Here is a 21394-nt window from a genome sequence, read left to right on the forward strand (position 1 = left end):
TGCGCGGGTGGAAAAACTCCGCATTATCCGTTGCTCAAGCGTGCTTGCCAACGGCGTGACTTAATAAAGATCCACCGGGTCCACATCCAGCGACCATCTGACCTGTCGTCCGCTGGGCATCTGCTCCAGCGCGAGCAGCCAGGTGGCAAGCAATTTGTGCAGTGGCGCGCGTGCGCTGGACTGTATCAGCAGCTGTGCCCGGTAACGCCCGGCGCGGCGTTCCATAGGTGCCGGAACCGGCCCCAGCAGCTCGATGCCGCCCAGGCCCATTTGCGCAACCAGTTGCTCGGCGTCACTGCAGGCCTGATCGAGAAAGGCTTCGGCCTGCCCCGGCTTGTGCGCTTCGGCGCGCAGCAGGGCGAGGTGTGAAAACGGTGGCAAGCCAGCCGAACGACGCTCGCTCAAGGCCTGCTCGGCGAAGGCGAAATAACCCTGCTCGGTCAGTTGGATCAGCAGTGGGTGATCGGCCAGATGAGTCTGGATGATCACCTTGCCCGGCTCTTCCGCGCGGCCGGCACGACCTGCAACCTGCACGATCAACTGCGCCATGCGCTCGCTGGCCCGGAAGTCACCGGAAAACAGCCCGCCGTCGGCATCCAGAATCGACACCAGCGTTACCCGTGGGAAGTGATGCCCCTTGGCGAGCATTTGCGTACCCACCAGAATGCAGGGCTGGCCGCGCTGGATGGTCGCGAATAACTGATTCATGGCGTCCTTGCGCGAGGTGCTGTCGCGATCCACGCGCAGCACGGGAAAGTCCGGAAACAGAATCGCCAGGCGCTCTTCGGCACGTTCGGTGCCCGCGCCTACCGGGCGCAAATCCACCTTGCCGCAGGACGGGCACTGGCGCGGTACACGTTCGACATACCCGCAGTGATGGCAGCGTAGCTCGCCCGAGCGCTGGTGCACGGTCATGCGCGCATCGCAGCGCTGGCAGCCAGACATCCAGCCGCAGTCGTGGCACAACAAGGTGGGTGCGAAGCCGCGACGGTTGAGGAAGACCAGCACCTGCTGACCTGCCGCAAGCGTCTGGCCGATGGCTTGCTGCATCGGCCCGGAAATGCCGCTGTCCAGTGGCCTGCTCTTGACGTCCAGGCGCATGAAGCGCGGCTGTTGCGCACCGCCTGCACGCTGGTTCAGGCGTAACAGGCCGTAGCGGCCGGTGTAGGCGTTGTGCAGGCTTTCCAGGGACGGGGTGGCCGAGCCCAGGACAATCGGAATGTTTTCCTGACGGGCCCGCACCAGGGCCAGATCACGGGCGTGATAGCGCAGACCTTCCTGCTGTTTATAGGAGCCATCGTGTTCTTCGTCGATGATGATCAGCCCGGGGTTTTTCATCGGCGTGAACAGCGCCGAGCGCGTGCCGATAATAATGTCGGCTTCGCCATCGCGAGCCGCCAGCCAGGCATCCAGTCGTTCGCGGTCGTTGACTGCCGAATGCAGCAGCGCGATGCGGGCATTGAAGCGCTGTTCGAAACGCGCCAGGGTTTGTGGCCCCAGGTTGATTTCCGGAATCAGCACCAGCGCCTGTTTGCCCGCCTCGAGGGTCTCGCGGATCAGTTGCAGATAGACTTCGGTCTTGCCGCTGCCGGTGACGCCGGCCAGCAGGAACGCATGAAAGCTGTCGAACCCGGCGCGGATCGCTTCGTAAGCGGCGCGTTGTTCGGTGTTGAGCGGCAATTCAGGCTGGGCCAGCCAGTGTTCATGGCGTGCGCTGGGTGCGTGGCTGCGAACCTCGACATACACCAGCTCCTTGGCCAGCAGCAGGTTGAGGCTGTCTTTATTAAGCATCAGCTTGCTCAGCAACTGATGCGCCACGCCATGCGGGTGCTGGGCGAGGGTGGTCAGCGCTTCGCGTTGCTTGGGCGCTCGCGCGATGCGCGGGTCGCCGACGCTGGCACCCGGTGCAACGTGCCAGAAGCGTTCCTGGCGACTTTCGGCCAGTTCGCCCTGACGCAGCAACACCGGCAAGGCCCAGCTCAGCGTGTCGCCCAGGCTGTGCTGATAATACTGCGAGGTCCACAGGCACAGCTTGAACAGCGCGGGCGGCAATGGCGCTTCGCTGTCGAGCAGGGCGATGGCCGGTTTGAGCTTGTCGGCAGGCACTTCGCTGTGATCGACCACTTCCACCAGAATGCCGATCATTTCCCGTCGCCCGAATGGCACCCGCAGACGCATGCCAGGCTGCAAGGCGCTACGCGACACGCCCGCAGGAGCGCGGTAGTCGAACAGGCGGCGAAGCGGCGAGGGCAGGGCAAGGCGCAGGATGGCGTCGGGCACGCGGTGTTTCCCTGTGATGATGAGTGATGACGGAGGCGCGATCTTAGCAGACGACCGGTGTGAAGGTTCGCTTGCGTCGTTGCAATTGTCTGGTACTATCCGCAGCCTATTTCCGTGCGGTATTCAACAATAGTGTTGGATGGCGGCGCGTTAGACCGAGGAAGTACCGATGAAAGCTGATATCCATCCAGTTTACGAAGCCATTGACGCTACCTGCAGCTGCGGCAATGTCATCAAGACCCGTTCCACCCTGGCCGCTCCGCTGAGCCTGGACGTGTGCAACGAGTGCCACCCGTTCTACACCGGCAAGCAGAAGACGCTTGACGTTGGCGGCCGTGTCGACAAGTTCAAATCCCGTTTCGGTGCGTTCGGCGCTACCAAAGCGAAGTAAGACTGGCTGCCCCATGGGCATCTCCAGGCTGCTTGAAAAGGCGCTCCTTGTGGGCGTCTTTTTTATGTCCGCGATTTGGGTGTCCGGCGCGCAGGCCTTCTGTCCGGCACCTGCCTCGTTGCCGGTTGCGCAGGTGCAGCGTGTGGTCGATGGCGACACGCTGCGCCTGAGTGATGGCCGCAGCGTGCGGATGATCGGGCTCAACACGCCTGAGACCGGCAAGAAAGGCCAGTCTGCCGAGCCGTTTGCCGAGGCTGCGAAAAGACGTTTGCAGGCACTGGTGGATGAAAGCGGCGGTCAGGTCGGTTTGCGTGTCGGCCAGCAGGGCAAGGACCATTACGGTCGTACTCTGGCCAACGTCTATGATCGCAAGGGTGCAAACCTTGAGGCGCAGTTGCTCAGCGAAGGGCTGGGGTATCTGGTGGCCGTTGCGCCCAACGTTGCGCTGGTCGATTGCCAGCAAGTTGCCGAACGTGCGGCGCGGCAGGCGCAATTGGGTGTGTGGCGCGACTCGCCGGTTCAGCCCTCGACCAGGCTGAGCAAAAGCGGCTTTGCGATTGTGTCCGGTCAGGTCAAGAGCGTGCAGCGCAATCGCGGCGGTATCTGGATCGAGTTGCAAGGCTCGCTGGTCCTGCGTGTTGCCCCGGCTAACGTGAACTCATTCGACACGGCAATGCTGGAGCGCCTCAAGGGCCGGCAGGTCGAGGCGCGCGGCTGGGTGGTCGATCGGTCCCGGCGCGGTGCTCTGAAATCAGGGCAGGCACGCTGGCTGCTGCCACTGACCCACCCCGCGATGCTGAGCCCGTCAGGTCGATAGATACTGCCTTTTGGCCAGTTGTCTGGTGATGGGTGGCCGGTTGTTCACGTTTCAGGCATCTAAGCGTAAAGTCTAATCCTGTGCCTATTGACAGCAGTGACTGGTCAGTCTTGTTAGGACTATGCATCTTGCGTATCCTCGGCGGTCCGTCTGTCCCACAGTAAAAAAAGCGGAATCCAATACATGTCAGATTTGAAAACTGCCGCGCTCGAATACCATGCCAATCCTCGTCCGGGGAAGCTGAGCGTCGAACTCACCAAGCCGACTGCAACCGCTCGTGACCTGGCTCTGGCCTACAGCCCTGGCGTTGCTGAACCCGTGCGTGAAATTGCCCGTGACCCCGAGCTGGCTTACAAGTACACCGGCAAAGGCAACCTGGTAGCAGTTATTTCCGATGGCACCGCTATTCTCGGCCTCGGCGATCTGGGCCCATTGGCCTCCAAGCCGGTCATGGAAGGTAAAGGGGTTCTGTTCAAGCGTTTCGCCGGTATCGACGTTTTCGATATCGAAGTCGATTCCGAAAGCCCGCAGGCGTTCATCGACACCGTAAAGCGTATCTCCATCACCTTCGGTGGTATCAATCTGGAAGACATCAAGGCACCTGAGTGCTTTGAAATCGAGAAAGCGCTGATCGAACAGTGCGACATCCCGGTTTTCCACGATGACCAGCACGGCACCGCTATCGTGACTGCTGCCGGCATGATCAACGCACTGGAAATTGTCGGTAAAACCCTCGATACCGCGAAGATCGTCTGCCTGGGCGCTGGCGCTGCAGCCATCTCCTGCATGAAGCTGCTGGTGAGCATGGGCGCGAAGATCGAAAACATCTTCATGGTCGATCGTACCGGCGTCATTCACTCCGGCCGTACCGACCTGAACCAGTACAAGGCTGTGTTCGCTCACGCGACCGAGAAACGCTCGCTGACCGATGCGCTGGATGGCGCTGACGTATTCGTGGGCCTGTCAGGTCCTAATCTGCTGAGCGCTGAAAACCTCAAGCTGATGGCCAAGGACCCGATCGTGTTCGCCTGCTCGAACCCGGACCCGGAGATCTCCCCGGAGCTGGCTCACGCCACCCGTAGCGATGTGATCATGGCGACCGGCCGTTCGGATTACCCGAACCAGGTCAACAACGTTCTGGGCTTCCCGTTCATCTTCCGCGGTGCTCTGGACGTTCGCGCCAAGCGTATCAACGAAGAAATGAAGATCGCTGCAGCCAACGCCCTGCGTGAACTGGCCAAACTGCCTGTTCCTCAGGAAGTCAGCGATGCCTACGGCGGCATCAAACTGGAATTCGGTCGTGAGTACATCATCCCGAAACCAATGGACACCCGCCTGCTGGGCTTGATCGCCGATGCAGTTGCCAAGGCAGCCATCGAGAGCGGTGTTGCCACCCTGCCGTATCCGAAGCACTACCCGCTGACCAGCGTGGATGATGTGTTCAAGGGCTGATCCTTGATGCAATAAAAAACCCCTGCAGCGATGCAGGGGTTTTTTTATGCCTGGAATTGAGATTATCGTTCCTCACGCGTCGGCGTGTGAATGCTCTGGGTGACGCTCTGCATCACAAATCTGCGCAGCGCCGCTGAATCAAAAGAGGACGCGGAGCGTCCAGAACGGCATGCGACGCGGAGCATCGCACGATAGTTGGGATTAACGGGATAGTTGGGATCATCGTTCCTCACGCTCCAGCGTGGGAATGCCTTGGGTGACGCTCTGCGTCATAAATCTGCGCCGCGCCGCTGAATCAAGAGCGGGCATGGAGCGTCCAGAACGGCATGCGACGCGGAGCGTCGCACGATAGCTGGGATTAACAGGATAGTTGGGATCATCATTCCTCACGCTCCCGCGTGGGAATGCCTTGGGTGACGCTCTGCGTCATAAATCTGCGCGGCACCGCTGAATCAAGAGCGGACGTGTAGCGTCCAGAACGGCATGCGACGCAGAGCGTCGCACGATATTGGGATTAACGGGATAGTTAGGATCATCGTTCCTCACGCTCCAGCGTGGGCATGCCTTGGGTGACGCTCTGCGTCACCTACCTGCGCAGTGCTATCAGAACAAATCGATCGGTGCTGACTCATCCGCTGGCAACGGGCTGCCCGGTGCGCTGCTGCCGCCCAGTTCGTTGACGCTTGGCGGTGTGTCTTCGCTTTTGAACAGTTCGAAGAACGCGTTCGGCGTGCTGGGCGTGGCAGCGCGGCCGCTTAGTGGGTCTACGCGCAGGCTGAGGATGCCCGGCGGTTCTGCCTGCTGATGCGGTGGCTTGTCCTTGAGTGCAGCGCTCATGTAGTCCATCCAGATCGGCAGGGAGACCGTACCGCCAAATTCATGACGACCAAGGCTTTCAGGCTGATCGAAGCCGCTCCAGACAGTTGTCACATAGTCCGCGTTGTAACCGGAGAACCACGCATCCTTGGAATCGTTGGTCGTACCGGTCTTGCCGGCGATATCCGGCCTGTTCATCGACAGAGCGCGCCGCCCGGTGCCGCGCTTGATTACGTCCTGCAGCATGCTGTTCAGAATGTAGGTCGTGCGGCCATCCACAACTCGCTCTGCAACGGCGGGCGCTTGCGGCTGGGCCGGTGTCCCTGGTGGGCCTGCGATCACGCTCGGGCTGTCATGCACGGCAAAGGTCGACGTGTTGGGCGCAGTATTGACGTCGTTGGCCGGAACGCTTGGCGGATTGGCCACAAACAGGGTCTGCCCGTCACGGTTCTCGATGGTCTGGATCAGATAAGGACTGACCTTGTAACCGCCATTGGCAAAGGTGGCCCAGCCGGTGGCGATTTCCATCGGGGTCAATGTAGCCGTGCCCAGTGCCAGCGACAGGTTGCGCGGCAAGTCTTGCTTGGAGAAGCCAAAGCGGGTGATGTAGTCGATGGTGCTGTCGATACCGAGGGCCTGGAGCAGGCGGATCGAGACCAGGTTGCGAGACTTGTACAGCGCCTCGCGCAGGCGGATCGGCCCAAGGAAGGTGTTGGTGTCATTTTTCGGACGCCATACCTTGTCCAGATACTCGTCGACAAACACGATAGGTGCGTCGTTCACCAGACTGGAGGCGGTGTAGCCATTATCCAGTGCAGCGCTGTAGATGAACGGTTTGAAGCTGGAGCCCGGCTGACGCTTGGCCTGCATGGCGCGGTTGTAGTTGCTCTGCTCGAAAGCGAAGCCGCCGACCAGTGCACGAATGGCGCCGTTTTGCGGGTCAAGCGAGACCAGGGCGCTCTGTGCGACGGGAATTTGACTGAATTTCAGCGAACCGTCGTCCTGGCGCAACAGCCGAACAAGATCGCCCACCTTCGCAACATCGCCTGGCTGCTTCGGATTCGCGCCCAGGCTGTTGGTATTCAGATAAGGCCGCGCCCACTTCATGGTGGCCCAATCGACGGTTTCTTCCTTCTCGCCGTTGCGGGTCAGAACGCGTAGACCGGTCTTGTCGACCTGCGTCACGATGCCGGGCTCGAGGCCGTTGATCATGCGCTGCTTGGTCAGTTCCTGTACCCAGTTGGCGCGGGTCATGCCCGGGAAGCGGCTTTCCGGGCCGCGATAGCCGTGGCGCTGGTCGTAATCGATCAGGCCCTGCTGGATGGACTTGTTGGCGTGTTCCTGAAGGTCGCTCGGCACGGTGGTGGTAACGCGGAAGCCTTCTGTATAGGCCTCGCTGCCATAGCGGCCGACCATTTCAGCCCGCGCCATTTCAGCGATGTACGGTGCATTCACTTCCGGCGTCGGCACGTGATAACTGGCGTTGAGCGGCTCATTCAAAGCGGCCTGGTAAGCGGTCTGGTCGATCTTGCCCAGGCGATACATGCGGCCGAGGATCCAGTCGCGACGTTCCTTGGCGCGGGTCGGGTTGGCCAGCGGGTTGAAGCGTGACGGCGCCTTGGGCAGACCGGCAATCATGGCCATTTGCGCAAGGCTTACATCGCGAATCGATTTGCCATAGTAGACTTGCGCCGCGGCTTCGATTCCGTAGGCGCGGTTACCCAGATAAATCTTGTTGACGTACAGCTCGAGAATCTCGTCTTTGGTAAGTTGGCGCTCGATTTGCAAGGCCAACAGAATCTCGGTGGTTTTGCGTGAAAAGCTTCTTTCGCTGGTCAGGAAGAAGTTTTTCGCGACCTGCATGGTGATGGTACTGCCGCCTGACTGAATATGGCCGCTTTTTACCAGTTGTGTGGCAGCGCGCATCAGGCTGCTCGGGTCGACGCCATAGTGGTTGGCGAAGTTGTCGTCTTCGGCCGATAGCAGGGCGTTGATGAAGTTGGGTGGAATTTCCGCGAAGCGAATCGGCGTGCGGCGCATCTCGCCAAACTCGGCAATCAGCTTGCCGTCGCTGCTGAATACGCGCAGGGGGATTTGCAGTTGAATGCTTCGCAGCGCTTCAACCGATGGCAGGGTCGGGCTCAGGTAGAGAAACGCGCCACTCAGGCCAAGCAACAGCGAGCAGAATACCGCGACGAGGGACCACCAGAAAAACTTCAGCAGGCGTATCAAGGCTTTTGGATTTCCAGAAAAAATAATGGGTTAAGCGCAGGCATTTACAAATGAACACGCCTTGAAGCTTTCTTAAATGAAAAAATCGCTGGGCATTATAAGCATTTTTCGTCCACGAGCGTGATTTGCGCTACTGTCAAGGCTGTCGACAGTGACGTTGGCCCGAAATAACTCCGTAAGTGGCGGAAACTCATAGGAATCAGGTTGTGTTCGAACTCTTCAGTAAGAAGGCCAACACCCTTCTAGGGATCGATATTAGCTCCACCTCGGTAAAACTCCTGGAATTGAGTCGTTCCGGCACTCGTTACAAGGTCGAGTCTTACGCAGTCGAGCCGTTGCCGGCCAACGCTGTCGTCGAAAAGAATATTGCCGAGCTCGAAGGGGTTGGTCAGGCGCTGTCTCGCGTGCTCGCCAAGGCCAAGACCAGCGTCAAGATCGTGGCGGTCGCCGTAGCCGGTTCCGCCGTGATCACCAAGACGATTGAAATGGACGCCGGTCTTTCCGACGACGACATGGAAAACCAGCTCAAGCTTGAGGCTGACCAGTACATCCCTTATCCGCTGGAAGAAGTCGCCATCGATTTCGAAGTGCAGGGCTACTCGGTGCGCAATCCCGAACGCGTTGAAGTATTGCTGGCTGCCTGCCGCAAAGAGAACGTCGAAGTGCGTGAGGCGGCGCTGGCTCTGGCCGGGCTGACCGCGCGCGTGGTGGACGTCGAGGCCTATGCCCTGGAGCGCTCGTTCGGCCTGCTGGCTGCGCAACTGGGTAACGGCCATGACGAGCTTACCGTGGCGGTGGTCGATATCGGTGCCACCATGACCACCCTCAGCGTGCTGCATCATGGCCGGATCATCTATACCCGCGAGCAGCTGTTTGGTGGCCGCCAGCTGACTGACGAAATCCAGCGCCGCTATGGGCTTTCCATGGAGGAGGCCGGGCTTGCCAAGAAGCAGGGCGGGTTGCCCGACGACTATGTCAGCGAGGTGCTGGACCCCTTCAAGGATGCGTTGGTGCAGCAGGTCTCCCGTTCTTTGCAGTTCTTCTTTGCGGCCGGTCAATACAACTCCGTGGATCACATCATGCTGGCAGGCGGCACGGCTTCGATTTCAGGGCTGGAGCATTTGATTCAACGACGCATTGGCACCCCGACGATGGTCGCCAACCCGTTTGCCGACATGGCCCTGAGCTCCAAGGTCAATGCCGGGGCGCTGGCCAGTGACGCTCCCGCGTTGATGATCGCGTGCGGTCTGGCGTTGAGGAGCTTCGACTGATGGCGCGGATCAACTTATTACCGTGGCGCGAAGAGCTTCGCGAAGAACGAAAAAAACGCTTCCTGACCGCGCTGGTCGGCGTGTTGGTGGTGTCAGTCGGTATTCTGTTTCTGATTGATCGTTACGTCAGCAACGCCATTGAGCATCAGATGGCGCGCAACGCGTTTGTGCAGACGCAGATCGCTCAGCTCGATATACGCATCAAGGAAATCAGCGACCTGAAGGCGCGTCGTAAACAGTTACTTGAGCGCATGAAGATCATTCAGGACCTGCAAGGCAACCGCCCGATCACGGGGCGTGTATTCGATCAACTGGCGCGCACTCTTCCGGATGGCGTTTATTTCTCGCAGGTCAAAATGACCGACAAGCTGATTGCCATCAGTGGCGCTGCCGAATCGAATAACCGGGTTTCCGACCTGATGCGCAACCTTGAAGCCTCTGACTGGCTGGAAGCGCCGAGCCTGACTGAAGTGAAGGCCACGACTGCAGGGGCTGTGGATCAGGCCAACGTCTTTCAGTTGACAGTGCGTCAGACCCAGCCGCCGGTTGCCGCGGCTGCACCCGCTGCAACCACGCCCGCTACAGGAGCCAAGCCATGAATATGTCTGAATGGCTGGAAGGGCTTCGCAAGGTTGACCTGAGCGAGCTGGACCTGAACAACCTGGGTTCCTGGCCAGCAGCGGTCAAGGCCATTGCCGGCGTGCTGGTCGCGGTACTGATTTTCGCACTGGGCTACTTCTTCTTTATTCAGGACCTGGAAACCCAGCTGGAAAGCGCACAGAACAGTGAAGTGACGCTCAAGGAGCAGTTTTCCAACAAGGCCTTCCAGGCTGCCAACCTTGAGCCTTACAAGAAGCAGATGGAAGAAATGGAAAACACCTTCGGTGCTCTGCTGCGGCAATTGCCCAGCGACACCGAAGTGCCTGGCTTGCTTGAGGATATAACCCGGACCGGACTGGGAAGCGGGCTTGAGTTCGAGGAAATCAAACTGCTGCCCGAGGCGGTTCAGCAGTTCTACATCGAGCTGCCGATACAGATCACGGTAGTCGGTGGTTATCACGACCTGGCAACCTTCGTCAGCGGTGTCGCCAGCCTGCCGCGCATCGTCACGCTGCATGATTTCGAGATCAAACCGGTCGATCCGAAGGTGCCGACCAAGTTGCGCATGAGCATTCTGGCCAAGACCTACCGCTACAACGATGAAGGGCTGAAGAAATGAGGGCGGCGCGATTGCTGTGCGTCAGTGTGGTTATGACAGGGTTGGCCGGTTGCGGTAATGACAATGATTTTGCCGACCTGTCGGCGTTCATGGATCAGGCCAGAGCGCGCCCGAGCGGCACTATCGAGGCCCTGCCGAAGTTTCGTCCGTATGAAGCGTTCACCTACAACGCCTCTACGCTGCGCAGTCCTTTTCAGCCGCCGGTCAAGATCGACCTGCTCAACCGCCAGAAGGGCTCGCGGCTGGTAGCACCGGACGAGCACCGGGTCAGGCAGTTCCTGGAAGGGTTCAATATCGAGTCGTTCGAGATGGTCGGCACGATTGGCAACGAGTCAGGGACATTTGCCCTGTTGCGCGGTGCGGGAGGCGTTCATCGCGTCAAGGTGGGAGATTACCTGGGCCGTAACAACGGCCGGGTAGTGTCAATCGGTGATGCGCAGGTAGATGTCATTGAAATTGTTCCTGATGGAGAGGGGGCCTGGCTGGAAAGGCCGCGCACTATCGCCCTCAAAGAACGCTCATGAAGTGGGCAAGGCCAAGTATGCACAGTAGCGCTCAACGGAAATTGATCATGACCCGGATTTTCTCGATTATCGGCGTGTCGTTATGCATCGCGATGCTTTCGCCGGTTCTCCAGGCTGCCAACCTCAAGACCCTGGATGTCGCCGCCCTGCCGGGTGATCGCATCGAGCTCAAGCTGGCATTCGACTCGCCGGTGCCTGCGCCGCGCGGTTACACCACGGCGCAACCTGCGCGTATTGCGCTGGACCTGCCGGGCGTGACCAGTCAGTTGGCGACCAAAAGCCGTGAACTCGGTAACGGTAACGCACGCAGCGTGGTCGTTGTACAGGCTCAGGACCGCACGCGGGTAATCATTAACCTGACCACGCTTTCGCCCTACAGCTCCCGCGTCGACGGTAACAACCTTTACGTGGTTATCGGTCAGGGCGCAGCCGCTGCGCAGGCTTCCCAGCCAACCACCGCGATGGGCGCGCAACGGGTAGCGGTGCCGCCACCCACTCCGGCATCTGCCAAACCGTTTATCCCTGCGGGCGTCAAGGCCATCAGGAATGTCGATTTCCAGCGCGGCGAGCTGGGTGAAGGCAATGTGATCATAGACTTGAGCAACCCCGGCATTGCCCCGGATATTCAGGAGCAGGGCGGCAAGATCCGTGTCGACTTCGCCAAGACCCAACTGCCCGAACCGCTGCGCGTGCGGCTGGACGTCAAGGACTTCGCCACGCCGGTGCAGTTTGTCAGTGCGTCGGCTACGGGCGACAAGGCCAGTATCCTGATCGAGCCGTCGGGTGCCTTCGACTACTCGGCGTTTCAGACCGAAAACAAGCTGACCATCAGTGTGCGGCCGTTGACCAATGAGGATCTGGACCGCCGCGCCGCTGACAAACCGGTGTACACCGGTGAAAAGCTGTCGCTGAACTTCCAGGACATCGACGTACGCTCGGTGCTGCAACTGATTGCCGACTTCACCAACCTCAATCTGGTAGCCAGCGACACGGTTCAGGGCGGTATTACTCTGCGTCTGCAGAACGTGCCATGGGATCAGGCGCTGGACCTGGTGCTGAAAACCAAGGGCCTGGACAAGCGCAAGGTCGGCAGCGTTCTGCTGGTCGCGCCCGCCGATGAAATTGCTGCCCGCGAGCGTCAGGAGCTTGAATCGCTCAAGCAGATCGCCGAGCTGGCGCCCCTGCGTCGTGAATTGTTGCAGGTCAATTACGCCAAGGCTGCCGATATCGCCAAGCTGTTCCAGTCGGTGACCAGCGCGGAGTCCAAGACCGACGAGCGTGGCTCGATCACTGTGGACGACCGGACCAACAACATCATTGCCTATCAGACCCAGGACCGGCTCGACGAACTGCGTCGCATCGTCTCGCAACTTGACATTCCGGTGCGTCAAGTGATGATCGAGGCGCGCATCGTCGAGGCCAACGTCGATTACAACAAGCAACTGGGTGTGCGCTGGGGCGGCTCGACCAACACCAGCGGCAATGGAAAATGGACAACCTATGGCCTTGATAATAATGGCGATGAGGCAGGTAACACTGGCAGCAACGTGACCTCCAACGTGCCGTTTGTCGATATGGGCGCATCTGGCGCAACCTCCGGCATTGGCCTGGGCTTCGTCACCAACAATACGTTGCTGGACCTTGAACTGAGCGCGATGGAGAAGACCGGCAACGGTGAAATCGTCTCCCAGCCCAAGGTAGTCACTTCCGACAAGGAAACCGCCAAGATCCTCAAGGGCACCGAGATTCCGTATCAGGAATCCAGCTCCAGCGGTGCAACCACTGTGAGCTTCAAGGAGGCCTCGCTGTCGCTTGAGGTAACGCCACAGATCACCCCGGATAACCGCATCATCATGGAGGTCAAGGTCACCAAGGATGAGCCGGACTACCTGAATGCGGTGCTTGGTGTACCACCGATCAAGAAAAACGAGGTCAACGCCAAAGTGCTGATTTCCGATGGCGAAACCATCGTCATTGGTGGTGTGTTCTCAAATACGCAAAGTAAAGTTGTCGATAAAGTGCCATTTCTTGGCGATGTACCGTATCTTGGCCGGCTTTTCAGGCGCGATGTGGTATCCGAGTCCAAATCCGAGCTGTTGGTATTTTTGACTCCGCGTATCATGAACAACCAGGCGATTTCTGTGAGTCGTTGATTTTGTGCGAAATTTAATACTTGTGGGGCCGATGGGTGCTGGCAAAAGCACCATCGGCCGTTTGCTTGCCAAAGAGTTGCGACTGCCGTTCAAGGATTCCGACAAGGAAATCGAGTTGCGCACGGGCGCCAATATCCCGTGGATCTTCGACAAGGAAGGCGAGCCGGGTTTCCGTGAGCGCGAGCAGGCCATGATTGCCGAGCTGTGCGAAGCCGATGGCCTGGTTCTGGCCACCGGTGGCGGTGCGGTCATGCGCGGTGAAAACCGTCAGGCGTTGCGTGCCGGTGGGCGCGTGGTGTATCTGCATGCTTCCATAGAACAGCAGGTCGGGCGCACCGCGCGTGACCGAAATCGTCCTTTGTTGCGTACCGCTGATCCGGCCCGGGTGCTCAGTGAATTGCTGGCTATCCGCGACCCGCTTTATCGGGAAATCGCCGACGTGGTGATTGAAACCGATGAGCGGCCACCCCGAATGGTGGTTCTCGAGATATTGGCGCGCCTTGCAGAGCTTCCTCCCCGTTAAAGCGCAGGCGAAAATGCGCTATTCTCGTCGACCAGCAAAACAGCGACGGTGCATGGCCTTGCGTCATGACCTGCTGAAGCACAAACCGTCCAACCGGTAATCAATGTGGGGACACATGCAGACACTTAAGGTCGAGCTTGGTGAGCGTAGCTACCCGATCCATATTGGCGAAGGCCTGCTGGATCAGCCAGAGCTCCTGACCCCGCATATCGTCGGGCGTCAGGTGGCTATCGTTTCCAACACGACAGTGGCACCGCTGTATCTGGAGCGTCTGACGCAGACCCTGGCCGGTTACAACGTTCTTCCGATTGTTCTGCCCGATGGCGAGGCGTTCAAGAACTGGGAAACCCTGCAGACCATTTTCGATGGCCTGCTGACCGCTCGTCATGATCGCCGCACCACGGTCATCGCCCTGGGTGGCGGTGTGATTGGCGACATGGCCGGGTTCGCTGCCGCCTGTTATCAGCGCGGCGTAAATTTCATCCAGATCCCCACCACGTTGCTGTCCCAAGTGGACTCCTCGGTGGGCGGCAAGACCGGCATCAATCATCCGCTGGGCAAGAACATGGTGGGGGCCTTCTATCAGCCAAGCGTCGTGCTGATCGATACCACCTCGCTCAATACCCTGCCCGAGCGTGAGCTGTCCGCCGGGCTGGCAGAGGTCATCAAGTACGGCCTGATCTGCGACGAGCCGTTTCTGACCTGGCTTGAAGAGCACGTCGACGCGCTGCGCGGACTGGATCAGGCGGCGCTGACCGTGGCCATCGAACGCTCCTGTGCAGCCAAGGCGCTGGTGGTCGGCGCCGACGAGCGTGAGTCCGGTGTCCGCGCCACATTGAACCTGGGTCACACATTCGGTCACGCCATCGAGACGCATATGGGCTATGGTGTCTGGCTGCATGGCGAGGCAGTAGCTGCCGGTACGGTCATGGCGCTGGAAATGTCCTCGCGTCTGGGCTGGATCAGCACGCAGGATCGGGATCGCGGTATTCGCCTGTTTCAGCGCGCCGGGCTGCCTGTGGTGCCACCACAGGACATGACGGAAGACAATTTCCTCGAACACATGGCGATCGACAAGAAAGTCATCGACGGTCGCTTGCGTCTGGTGCTGTTGCGCCAGATGGGTGAAGCGGTTATCACGGACGATTATCCAAAAGAAGTATTACAGGCCACTCTGGTTGCGGACTATCGCGCCCTGGTGGATCAGCTTAGAGGTTAACGGAAAACCCATGACTAGTTTGCATGCCGACGAGGCCTTCCTCGGCCATTATCAGTTGAGTCATGACCCCTTTGCAGCGCGGGTACCTGGCTTCAAATTCTTTCCTGCCCAGCGCAAGCCTGTACTGGGTCAGCTTCATCATCTGGCGCGTTACAGCCAGTTGTTGCTGGCAGTGACCGGGCCGCAGGGCAGCGGCAAGACCCTGCTGCGTCAGGCGCTGGTAGCAAGCACCAACAAGCAGTCGGTGCAAAGCGTTGTGGTTTCTGCACGCGGCGCTGGCGATGCGGCAGGTGTGCTGCAGCAGGTTGCCCAGGCGCTGAGCGTTGCCCAGGCTGAAATGCAGGCGATCCTGTCGCAGGTCGTGCAGCTCGGGCTGACCGGCCAGGAAGTCTACTTGCTGGTTGACGACGCGGAACAACTGGGCGATTCGGCGCTCGAAGCGTTGCTGGGTCTTGCTGCGGGAACGCCTGAAGGGCGTCCGCATGTATTCCTGTTCGGAGAGCCATCGCTGCTCGATCGTCTCGATCAGATGTGTGCCGACCTGCAGGGCGATGTCGAAGGCGAACGCTTTCACGTCATCGAGCTGCAACCCTATACGGAAGAGGAAACCCGAGAGTATCTGGCTCAGCGTCTGGAGGGTGCAGGGCAAGGAATCGCGTTGTTCACTGCCGACCAGATCACCGATATTCATGAACAGTCCGATGGCTGGCCTGGGGCAATCAACCAGGTAGCCCGCGATTCAATGATCGAGGCGATGATCGCGAGTCGTTCCGCGGTCAAGCGTCCAAGTGTGGGGTTCAACATGCCGAAAAAACACGTATTGGCCTTGGGTGCCGTCGTCATAGTGGCCGTGGCAGCAGCAGTGCTGATCCCGGGTCGCGGTGACAAAACGGGCACGCCAGCCAATGCCCCTGCTTCTGCTCAGGCGCAATTGCCGCTGGGCGAGGGCAAGCCAACTGCTCAGCAATCGAACAACGGTAGCCCGGCCATCGAGTTCGCGGGCAATTCCCAGCCGATGCCGCTGCCGATGAATGGCAACTCGCAACCGGTGATGCGCGGCCCGCTGGCAGAAGCGGCCGGGTCGAGTGATTCCGACGAAGACGCGGTTCCGACAGGTTCGCCTGCCCAGCCGCCGACCGTGACCACCACTGCGCCGCCTGCGGGCGTGCCTGCCGGTCAGGCTGCTGCCCAGACGCCACGCTCGTCTATTCCTGCCCCAGCCGCCAAGCCAGCGCCAGCGCCTGCACCTGCGCCTGCTCAGGTCGCCACAGCCAAGCCAGCTCCGGCCCCGGCTGCCAAGCCTGCGGAAAAACCTGCGCCAGCAGCCGCCAAACCGGCTGCCGGTAGCAATTGGTACAGCAGTCAGGCGCCAGGCCATTATGTGGTACAGATTCTGGGCACCAGCTCCGAAGCGACCGCTCAGGCCTACATCGCAGAGCAAGGTGGCGAGTACCGTTATTTCAAGAAAACCCTGCAGGGCAAGCCGCTGTACGTCATCACGTATGGCAACTTTCCTGACCGTGCTGCCGCCCTGGCAGCCATCAAGGTATTGCCAGCCAAGGTTCAGGCTGGTAAACCTTGGCCCCGTACTGTCGCCAGCGTCCAACAAGAGCTTGGTGCCAGTCGCTGAAGTCGCAGCGGCCTTATCCGGGCCGCTTCACCCAGCCAGCCTGACTTAACCCGCAAAGCGCGCCACCTGATTGGTGCGCGCCTTGCGGCGTCTGCGTTACAAGCGCTTTACAGTCTCCCGTCGCGTCAGTCAGATACTTGAAGAAATGCTTTGACTAGCACAGCGACCCGTTTTAAAACTTTCATAATTGCGACATTGATTATCAACCAGTCGTCGTTAAATTTGTTAGCCCTTGTGTCGCTGTGTACAATGACCTCCGTTTTGCCTGTCCGAAGCTGGCGTACGTTCGGCGTGACAGGTAATTGGTTGAATTAAAAGGAAATTTGCCTCGCATAGAGGCAGCCTGGTGAGAAAGTGTCTATGAAAGCAGGTCTGTACCAACCAGATGAATTCAAGGATAACTGCGGCTTCGGCCTGATCGCTCATATGCAGGGCGAGCCCAGTCATCACCTGTTGCAGACGGCCGTTCAGGCCCTGACCTGCATGACCCACCGTGGCGGTATCAACGCCGACGGCAAGACCGGTGACGGTTGCGGTCTGTTGATTCAGAAGCCCGATGGCTTCTTGCGTGCGATGGCCAAAGAGCACTTCGGTGCCGATCTGCCCCGCCAATATGCTGTGGGCATGGTGTTCCTTAATCAGGACGACGCCAAGGCGGACGCCGCACGCGAAAACATGAACCGCGAGATCCTCGCCGAGGGCCTGGAACTGGTCGGCTGGCGTCAGGTGCCGATCGATACCAGCGTCCTGGGCCGTCTGGCACTGGAGCGCCTGCCGAAAATCGAGCAGGTGTACATTGGTGGTGAAGGCCTGAGCGATCAGGAATTCGCCATCAAACTGTTCAGCGCGCGCCGCCGTTCGTCAGTGTCCAACGCCGCAGATACCGATCATTACATCTGCAGCTTTTCGCACAAGACCATCATTTATAAAGGCCTGATGATGCCGGCCGATCTCACGGCCTTCTTCCCGGACCTGAGCGACGAGCGTCTGCAGACTGCCATTTGCGTGTTCCACCAGCGCTTTTCCACCAATACCCTGCCGAAATGGCCGCTGGCGCAGCCGTTCCGGTTTCTTGCCCACAACGGCGAGATCAACACCATCACCGGCAACCGCAACTGGGCACAGGCGCGCCGCACCAAGTTCACCAACGACCTGATGGATCTGGACGAGCTGGGCCCGCTGGTCAACCGCGTGGGTTCGGACTCATCGAGCATGGACAACATGCTTGAGCTGATGGTGACCGGCGGCATCGACCTGTTCCGTGGCGTGCGCATGATCATTCCGCCTGCGTGGCAGAACGTCGAGACCATGGACCCGGATCTACGCGCCTTCTATGAATACAACTCCATGCACATGGAACCGTGGGACGGCCCGGCCGGCATCGTGATGACCGAAGGTCGTCATGCCGTCTGCCTGCTCGACCGCAATGGCCTGCGCCCGGCGCGCTGGGTCACGACCAAGAACGGCTACATCACCCTGGCGTCGGAAATCGGCGTGTGGGACTACAAGCCTGAAGACGTTATCGCCAAGGGCCGCGTCGGTCCTGGGCAGATCTTTGCCGTGGACACTGAAACCGGTCAGATCCTCGACACCGACGCCATCGACAACCGTCTCAAGTCGCGTCATCCGTACAAGCAATGGCTGCGCAAGAATGCCCTGCGCATTCAGGCCACCATGGAAGACAACGACCACGGCTCGGCTTTTTACGACAGCGAGCAGCTCAAGCAGTACATGAAGATGTATCAGGTCACGTTCGAAGAACGCGATCAGGTGCTGCGCCCGCTGGGTGAACAGGGCCAGGAAGCTGTGGGCTCGATGGGTGACGACACACCGATGGCGGTGTTGTCGCGTCGTGTGCGTTCGCCCTACGATTACTTCCGCCAGCAGTTCGCGCAGGTGACCAACCCGCCGATCGACCCGCTGCGTGAAGCCATCGTCATGTCGCTGGAAATCTGCCTCGGTGCCGAGCGCAATATCTTCCAGGAATCGCCAGAGCACGCCTCACGCGTAATCCTCAGTTCGCCGGTCATTTCGCCAGCCAAATGGCGTTCGCTGATGAACCTGGAGCGTCCGGGCTTCGAACGCCACATCATTGACCTGAACTACGATGAAAGCCTGGGTCTTGAAGCCGCTGTGCGCAGCGTTGCCGATCAGGCCGAAGAGGCCGTGCGTGCCGGTCGTACCCTGATCGTGCTGAGCGACCGACACATCGCACCGGGCAAACTGCCGGTGCATGCTTCGCTGGCGGTCGGCGCGGTTCACCACCGTCTGACCGAACAGGGCCTGCGCTGCGACAGCAACATCCTGGTCGAAACCGCAACCGCGCGTGACCCGCACCATTTCGCGGTGTTGATCGGCTTCGGCGCGTCGGCGGTCTATCCGTTCCTGGCCTATGAAGTGCTGGGCGATCTGATCCGTACTGGCGAAGTGCTGGGCGATCTGTACGAAGTCTTCAAGAACTACCGCAAAGGCATCACCAAGGGTCTGCTCAAGATCCTCTCGAAGATGGGTATCTCGACCGTTGCGTCCTACCGTGGCGCGCAGTTGTTTGAAGCCATCGGTCTGTCCGAGGAAGTTTGCGACACCAGTTTCCGCGGTGTGCCGAGCCGCCTGAAAGGCGCGCGTTTCGTCGATATTGAAGCCGAACAGAAAGCGCTGGCAGCCGAAGCCTGGAGCACGCGCAAGCCGATCCAGCAAGGCGGTCTGCTCAAGTTCGTGTTTGGTGGCGAATACCATGCCTACAACCCGGACGTGGTCAGCACCCTGCAAGCCGCCGTGCAGCAGGGCGACTACAGCAAGTTCAAGGAATACACCTCGCTGGTAGACCAGCGTCCGGTGTCGATGATTCGCGACCTGCTGCAGGTCAAGACGCTTGACCAGCCGCTGAACATCGACGAAATCGAGCCGCTGAGCGAAATCCTCAAGCGCTTCGATTCGGCCGGTATTTCTCTGGGTGCCTTGTCGCCGGAGGCTCACGAAGCGCTGGCTGAGGCAATGAACCGCCTGGGCGCGCGTTCCAACTCCGGTGAAGGTGGCGAAGATCCGGCGCGTTACGGCACCATCCGCAGCTCCAAGATCAAGCAGATCGCCACGGGCCGCTTTGGTGTCACGCCAGAATACCTGGTCAACGCCGATGTGCTGCAAATCAAGGTTGCACAGGGTGCCAAGCCGGGCGAGGGCGGGCAGCTGCCGGGTGGCAAGGTCAATGGCTTGATCGCCAAGCTGCGCTATGCCGTACCGGGCGTGACGCTGATTTCGCCGCCGCCGCACCACGACATCTATTCCATCGAAGACTTGTCGCAGCTGATTTTTGACCTGAAACAGGTCAACCCGGCAGCGCTGGTTTCGGTCAAGCTGGTGGCAGAAGCAGGCGTTGGCACCATTGCCGCTGGCGTGGCCAAGGCCTATGCCGACCTGATCACCATTTCTGGTTACGACGGCGGCACCGGTGCATCGCCGCTGACCTCGATCAAGTACGCTGGCGCGCCGTGGGAGCTGGGTCTGGCCGAAACTCACCAGACCCTGCGCGGCAACGACCTGCGCGGCAAGGTCCGGGTGCAGACCGACGGTGGCCTGAAAACCGGACTGGACGTGATCAAAGCGGCCATTCTCGGTGCTGAAAGCTTCGGTTTCGGCACCGCGCCGATGATCGCGCTGGGCTGCAAATACCTGCGTATCTGCCACCTGAACAACTGCGCTACCGGCGTTGCGACGCAGAACGAAAAGCTGCGCAAGGACCACTACATCGGCACCGTCGATATGGTGATCAACTTCTTCACCTACGTGGCTGAAGAAACCCGTGAGTGGCTGGCCAAGCTGGGCGTTCGCACGCTGGAAGAACTGATCGGCCGTACCGACCTGCTGGATATCCTGCCGGGCGAAACCGAGAAGCAGCAGCATCTGGACCTGACACCGTTGCTGGGCAGCGACCACATTCCGGCTGACAAGCCTCAGTTCAGCCTGGTGGATCGCAACCCGCCGTTCGACAAGGGTCTGTTGGCCGAGCAGATGGTGGAGATGGCCAAACCGGCCATTGAATCGCTCAGCGGTGGCGAGTATGAACTGGACATCTGTAACTGCGACCGTTCCATTGGCGCACGGATTTCCGGCGAAATCGCCCGATTGCACGGCAACCAGGGCATGAACAAGGCACCGATCACTTTCCGCTTCAAAGGCACTGCCGGTCAGAGCTTCGGAGTGTGGAACGCCGGTGGCCTGAACATGTATCTGGAAGGCGATGCCAACGACTACGTCGGCAAGGGCATGACCGCTGGCAAGCTGGTGATCGTGCCGCCCAAGGGCAGCCCGTTCAAGACCAACGAGAGCGCGATCATCGGCAACACCTGCCTGTACGGCGCAACCGGCGGCAAGCTGTTTGCGGCGGGCACGGCGGGCGAGCGTTTCGCGGTGCGTAACTCGGGTGCCCACACCGTTGTGGAAGGCACTGGTGATCACTGCTGCGAATACATGACCGGTGGTTTCGTCTGCGTACTGGGCAAGACCGGCTACAACTTCGGTTCTGGTATGACGGGCGGTTTCGCTTACGTGCTCGACCAGGACAACACCTTCGTTGACCTCGTCAACCATGAGCTGGTCGAGATCCAGCGCATCAGCGGCGAGTCGATGGAAGCCTATCGCACACACTTGCAGAGCGTTCTCAACGAGTACGTGGCTGAAACCGACAGCGAATGGGGCCGTAATCTTGCGGAAAACCTGGACGACTACCTGCGTCGTTTCTGGCTGGTCAAGCCCAAGGCTGCCAACCTGAAATCGCTGCTCTCCAGCACTCGGGCGAATCCGCAATAAAAGCAGCTGCTAGCGGTGAGCTTCAAACCGCAAGCCAACGGCAGTGCGCTAATTGCCTGCG

The 21394-nt window shown here is 59.7% G+C and carries 14 protein-coding genes; 12 read left to right on the forward strand and 2 right to left on the reverse strand.

All coding sequences use genetic code 11. The features are described from left to right. Nucleotides 1-60: 60 nt before the first annotated feature. On the reverse strand, nucleotides 61-2280 hold the full coding sequence (locus tag RYB66_RS25015) for a primosomal protein N' (protein WP_005752528.1): 2220 nt from the start codon (nucleotides 2278-2280) through the stop codon (nucleotides 61-63). Between the two features lie 169 nt (nucleotides 2281-2449). On the opposite strand from RYB66_RS25015, the gene rpmE reads away from it, so the two are divergent. The 3 genes from rpmE (at nucleotide 2450) to RYB66_RS25030 (ending at nucleotide 4940) form a co-directional block, all read left to right on the forward strand. After that, nucleotides 2450-2671 carry a 50S ribosomal protein L31 gene (rpmE, locus tag RYB66_RS25020; protein ID WP_002551648.1) on the forward strand — a complete coding sequence of 74 codons (222 nt, stop codon included), beginning with the start codon at nucleotides 2450-2452 and terminating at the stop codon, nucleotides 2669-2671. A 13-nt stretch (nucleotides 2672-2684) separates the two neighbouring features. Continuing rightward, on the forward strand, nucleotides 2685-3488 hold the full coding sequence (locus RYB66_RS25025) for a thermonuclease family protein (RefSeq protein ID WP_005743119.1): 804 nt from the start codon (nucleotides 2685-2687) through the stop codon (nucleotides 3486-3488). Between the two features lie 183 nt (nucleotides 3489-3671). Further along, nucleotides 3672-4940 carry a malic enzyme-like NAD(P)-binding protein gene (locus tag RYB66_RS25030; protein WP_011167463.1) on the forward strand — a complete coding sequence of 423 codons (1269 nt, stop codon included), beginning with the start codon at nucleotides 3672-3674 and terminating at the stop codon, nucleotides 4938-4940. Nucleotides 4941-5543: 603 nt separating this feature from the next. Here the strand turns inward: RYB66_RS25030 and RYB66_RS25035 are convergent. Then, complete coding sequence (locus tag RYB66_RS25035) at nucleotides 5544-7985, reverse strand: penicillin-binding protein 1A (protein WP_371911680.1); 2442 nt, start codon at nucleotides 7983-7985, stop codon at nucleotides 5544-5546. 209 nt (nucleotides 7986-8194) lie between these two features. Here RYB66_RS25035 and RYB66_RS25040 point away from each other — a divergent pair, with 209 nt between their 5' ends. The 9 genes from RYB66_RS25040 (at nucleotide 8195) to gltB (ending at nucleotide 21333) form a co-directional block, all read left to right on the forward strand. Next, the gene (locus RYB66_RS25040) at nucleotides 8195-9259 is read left to right on the forward strand and encodes a pilus assembly protein PilM (RefSeq protein WP_002551652.1); all 1065 of its coding nucleotides are present in this window, start codon (nucleotides 8195-8197) and stop codon (nucleotides 9257-9259) included. Continuing rightward, nucleotides 9259-9858 (forward strand): PilN domain-containing protein, encoded by a 600-nt coding sequence (locus RYB66_RS25045; RefSeq protein WP_004654254.1) that lies wholly within the window; start codon nucleotides 9259-9261, stop codon nucleotides 9856-9858. Before RYB66_RS25040 ends, RYB66_RS25045 begins: the two co-directional genes overlap by 1 nt. Further along, the gene (gene pilO, locus RYB66_RS25050; protein WP_002551654.1) at nucleotides 9855-10478 is read left to right on the forward strand and encodes a type 4a pilus biogenesis protein PilO; all 624 of its coding nucleotides are present in this window, start codon (nucleotides 9855-9857) and stop codon (nucleotides 10476-10478) included. The genes RYB66_RS25045 and pilO overlap by 4 nt, the downstream gene beginning before the upstream one ends. Further along, entirely contained in the window at nucleotides 10475-11002 is a 528-nt protein-coding gene (gene pilP / locus RYB66_RS25055) for a type 4a pilus biogenesis lipoprotein PilP (RefSeq protein ID WP_002551655.1), read from the forward strand. Before pilO ends, pilP begins: the two co-directional genes overlap by 4 nt. 47 nt (nucleotides 11003-11049) lie before the next feature. Next, the gene (pilQ, locus tag RYB66_RS25060) at nucleotides 11050-13155 is read left to right on the forward strand and encodes a type IV pilus secretin PilQ (RefSeq protein WP_005743117.1); all 2106 of its coding nucleotides are present in this window, start codon (nucleotides 11050-11052) and stop codon (nucleotides 13153-13155) included. A gap of 4 nt (nucleotides 13156-13159) precedes the next feature. Further along, nucleotides 13160-13678, forward strand: a complete 519-nt coding sequence (gene aroK / locus RYB66_RS25065) for a shikimate kinase AroK (protein WP_002551657.1) — start codon at nucleotides 13160-13162, stop codon at nucleotides 13676-13678. Between the two features lie 115 nt (nucleotides 13679-13793). After that, a complete protein-coding gene (aroB, locus tag RYB66_RS25070; RefSeq protein ID WP_002551658.1) occupies nucleotides 13794-14897 on the forward strand; it encodes a 3-dehydroquinate synthase in 1104 nt (367 codons plus the stop codon). Between the two features lie 10 nt (nucleotides 14898-14907). Further along, nucleotides 14908-16527, forward strand: a complete 1620-nt coding sequence (locus RYB66_RS25075) for an SPOR domain-containing protein (RefSeq protein ID WP_005778690.1) — start codon at nucleotides 14908-14910, stop codon at nucleotides 16525-16527. A gap of 360 nt (nucleotides 16528-16887) precedes the next feature. Next, nucleotides 16888-21333 carry a glutamate synthase large subunit gene (gltB, locus tag RYB66_RS25080; RefSeq protein WP_004667265.1) on the forward strand — a complete coding sequence of 1482 codons (4446 nt, stop codon included), beginning with the start codon at nucleotides 16888-16890 and terminating at the stop codon, nucleotides 21331-21333. Nucleotides 21334-21394 lie beyond the last annotated feature (61 nt).

It is taken from the genome of Pseudomonas syringae group sp. 243L2 (assembly GCF_032587875.1).
In the GTDB taxonomy this organism is placed as follows: Bacteria; Pseudomonadota; Gammaproteobacteria; order Pseudomonadales; family Pseudomonadaceae; genus Aquipseudomonas; species Aquipseudomonas amygdali.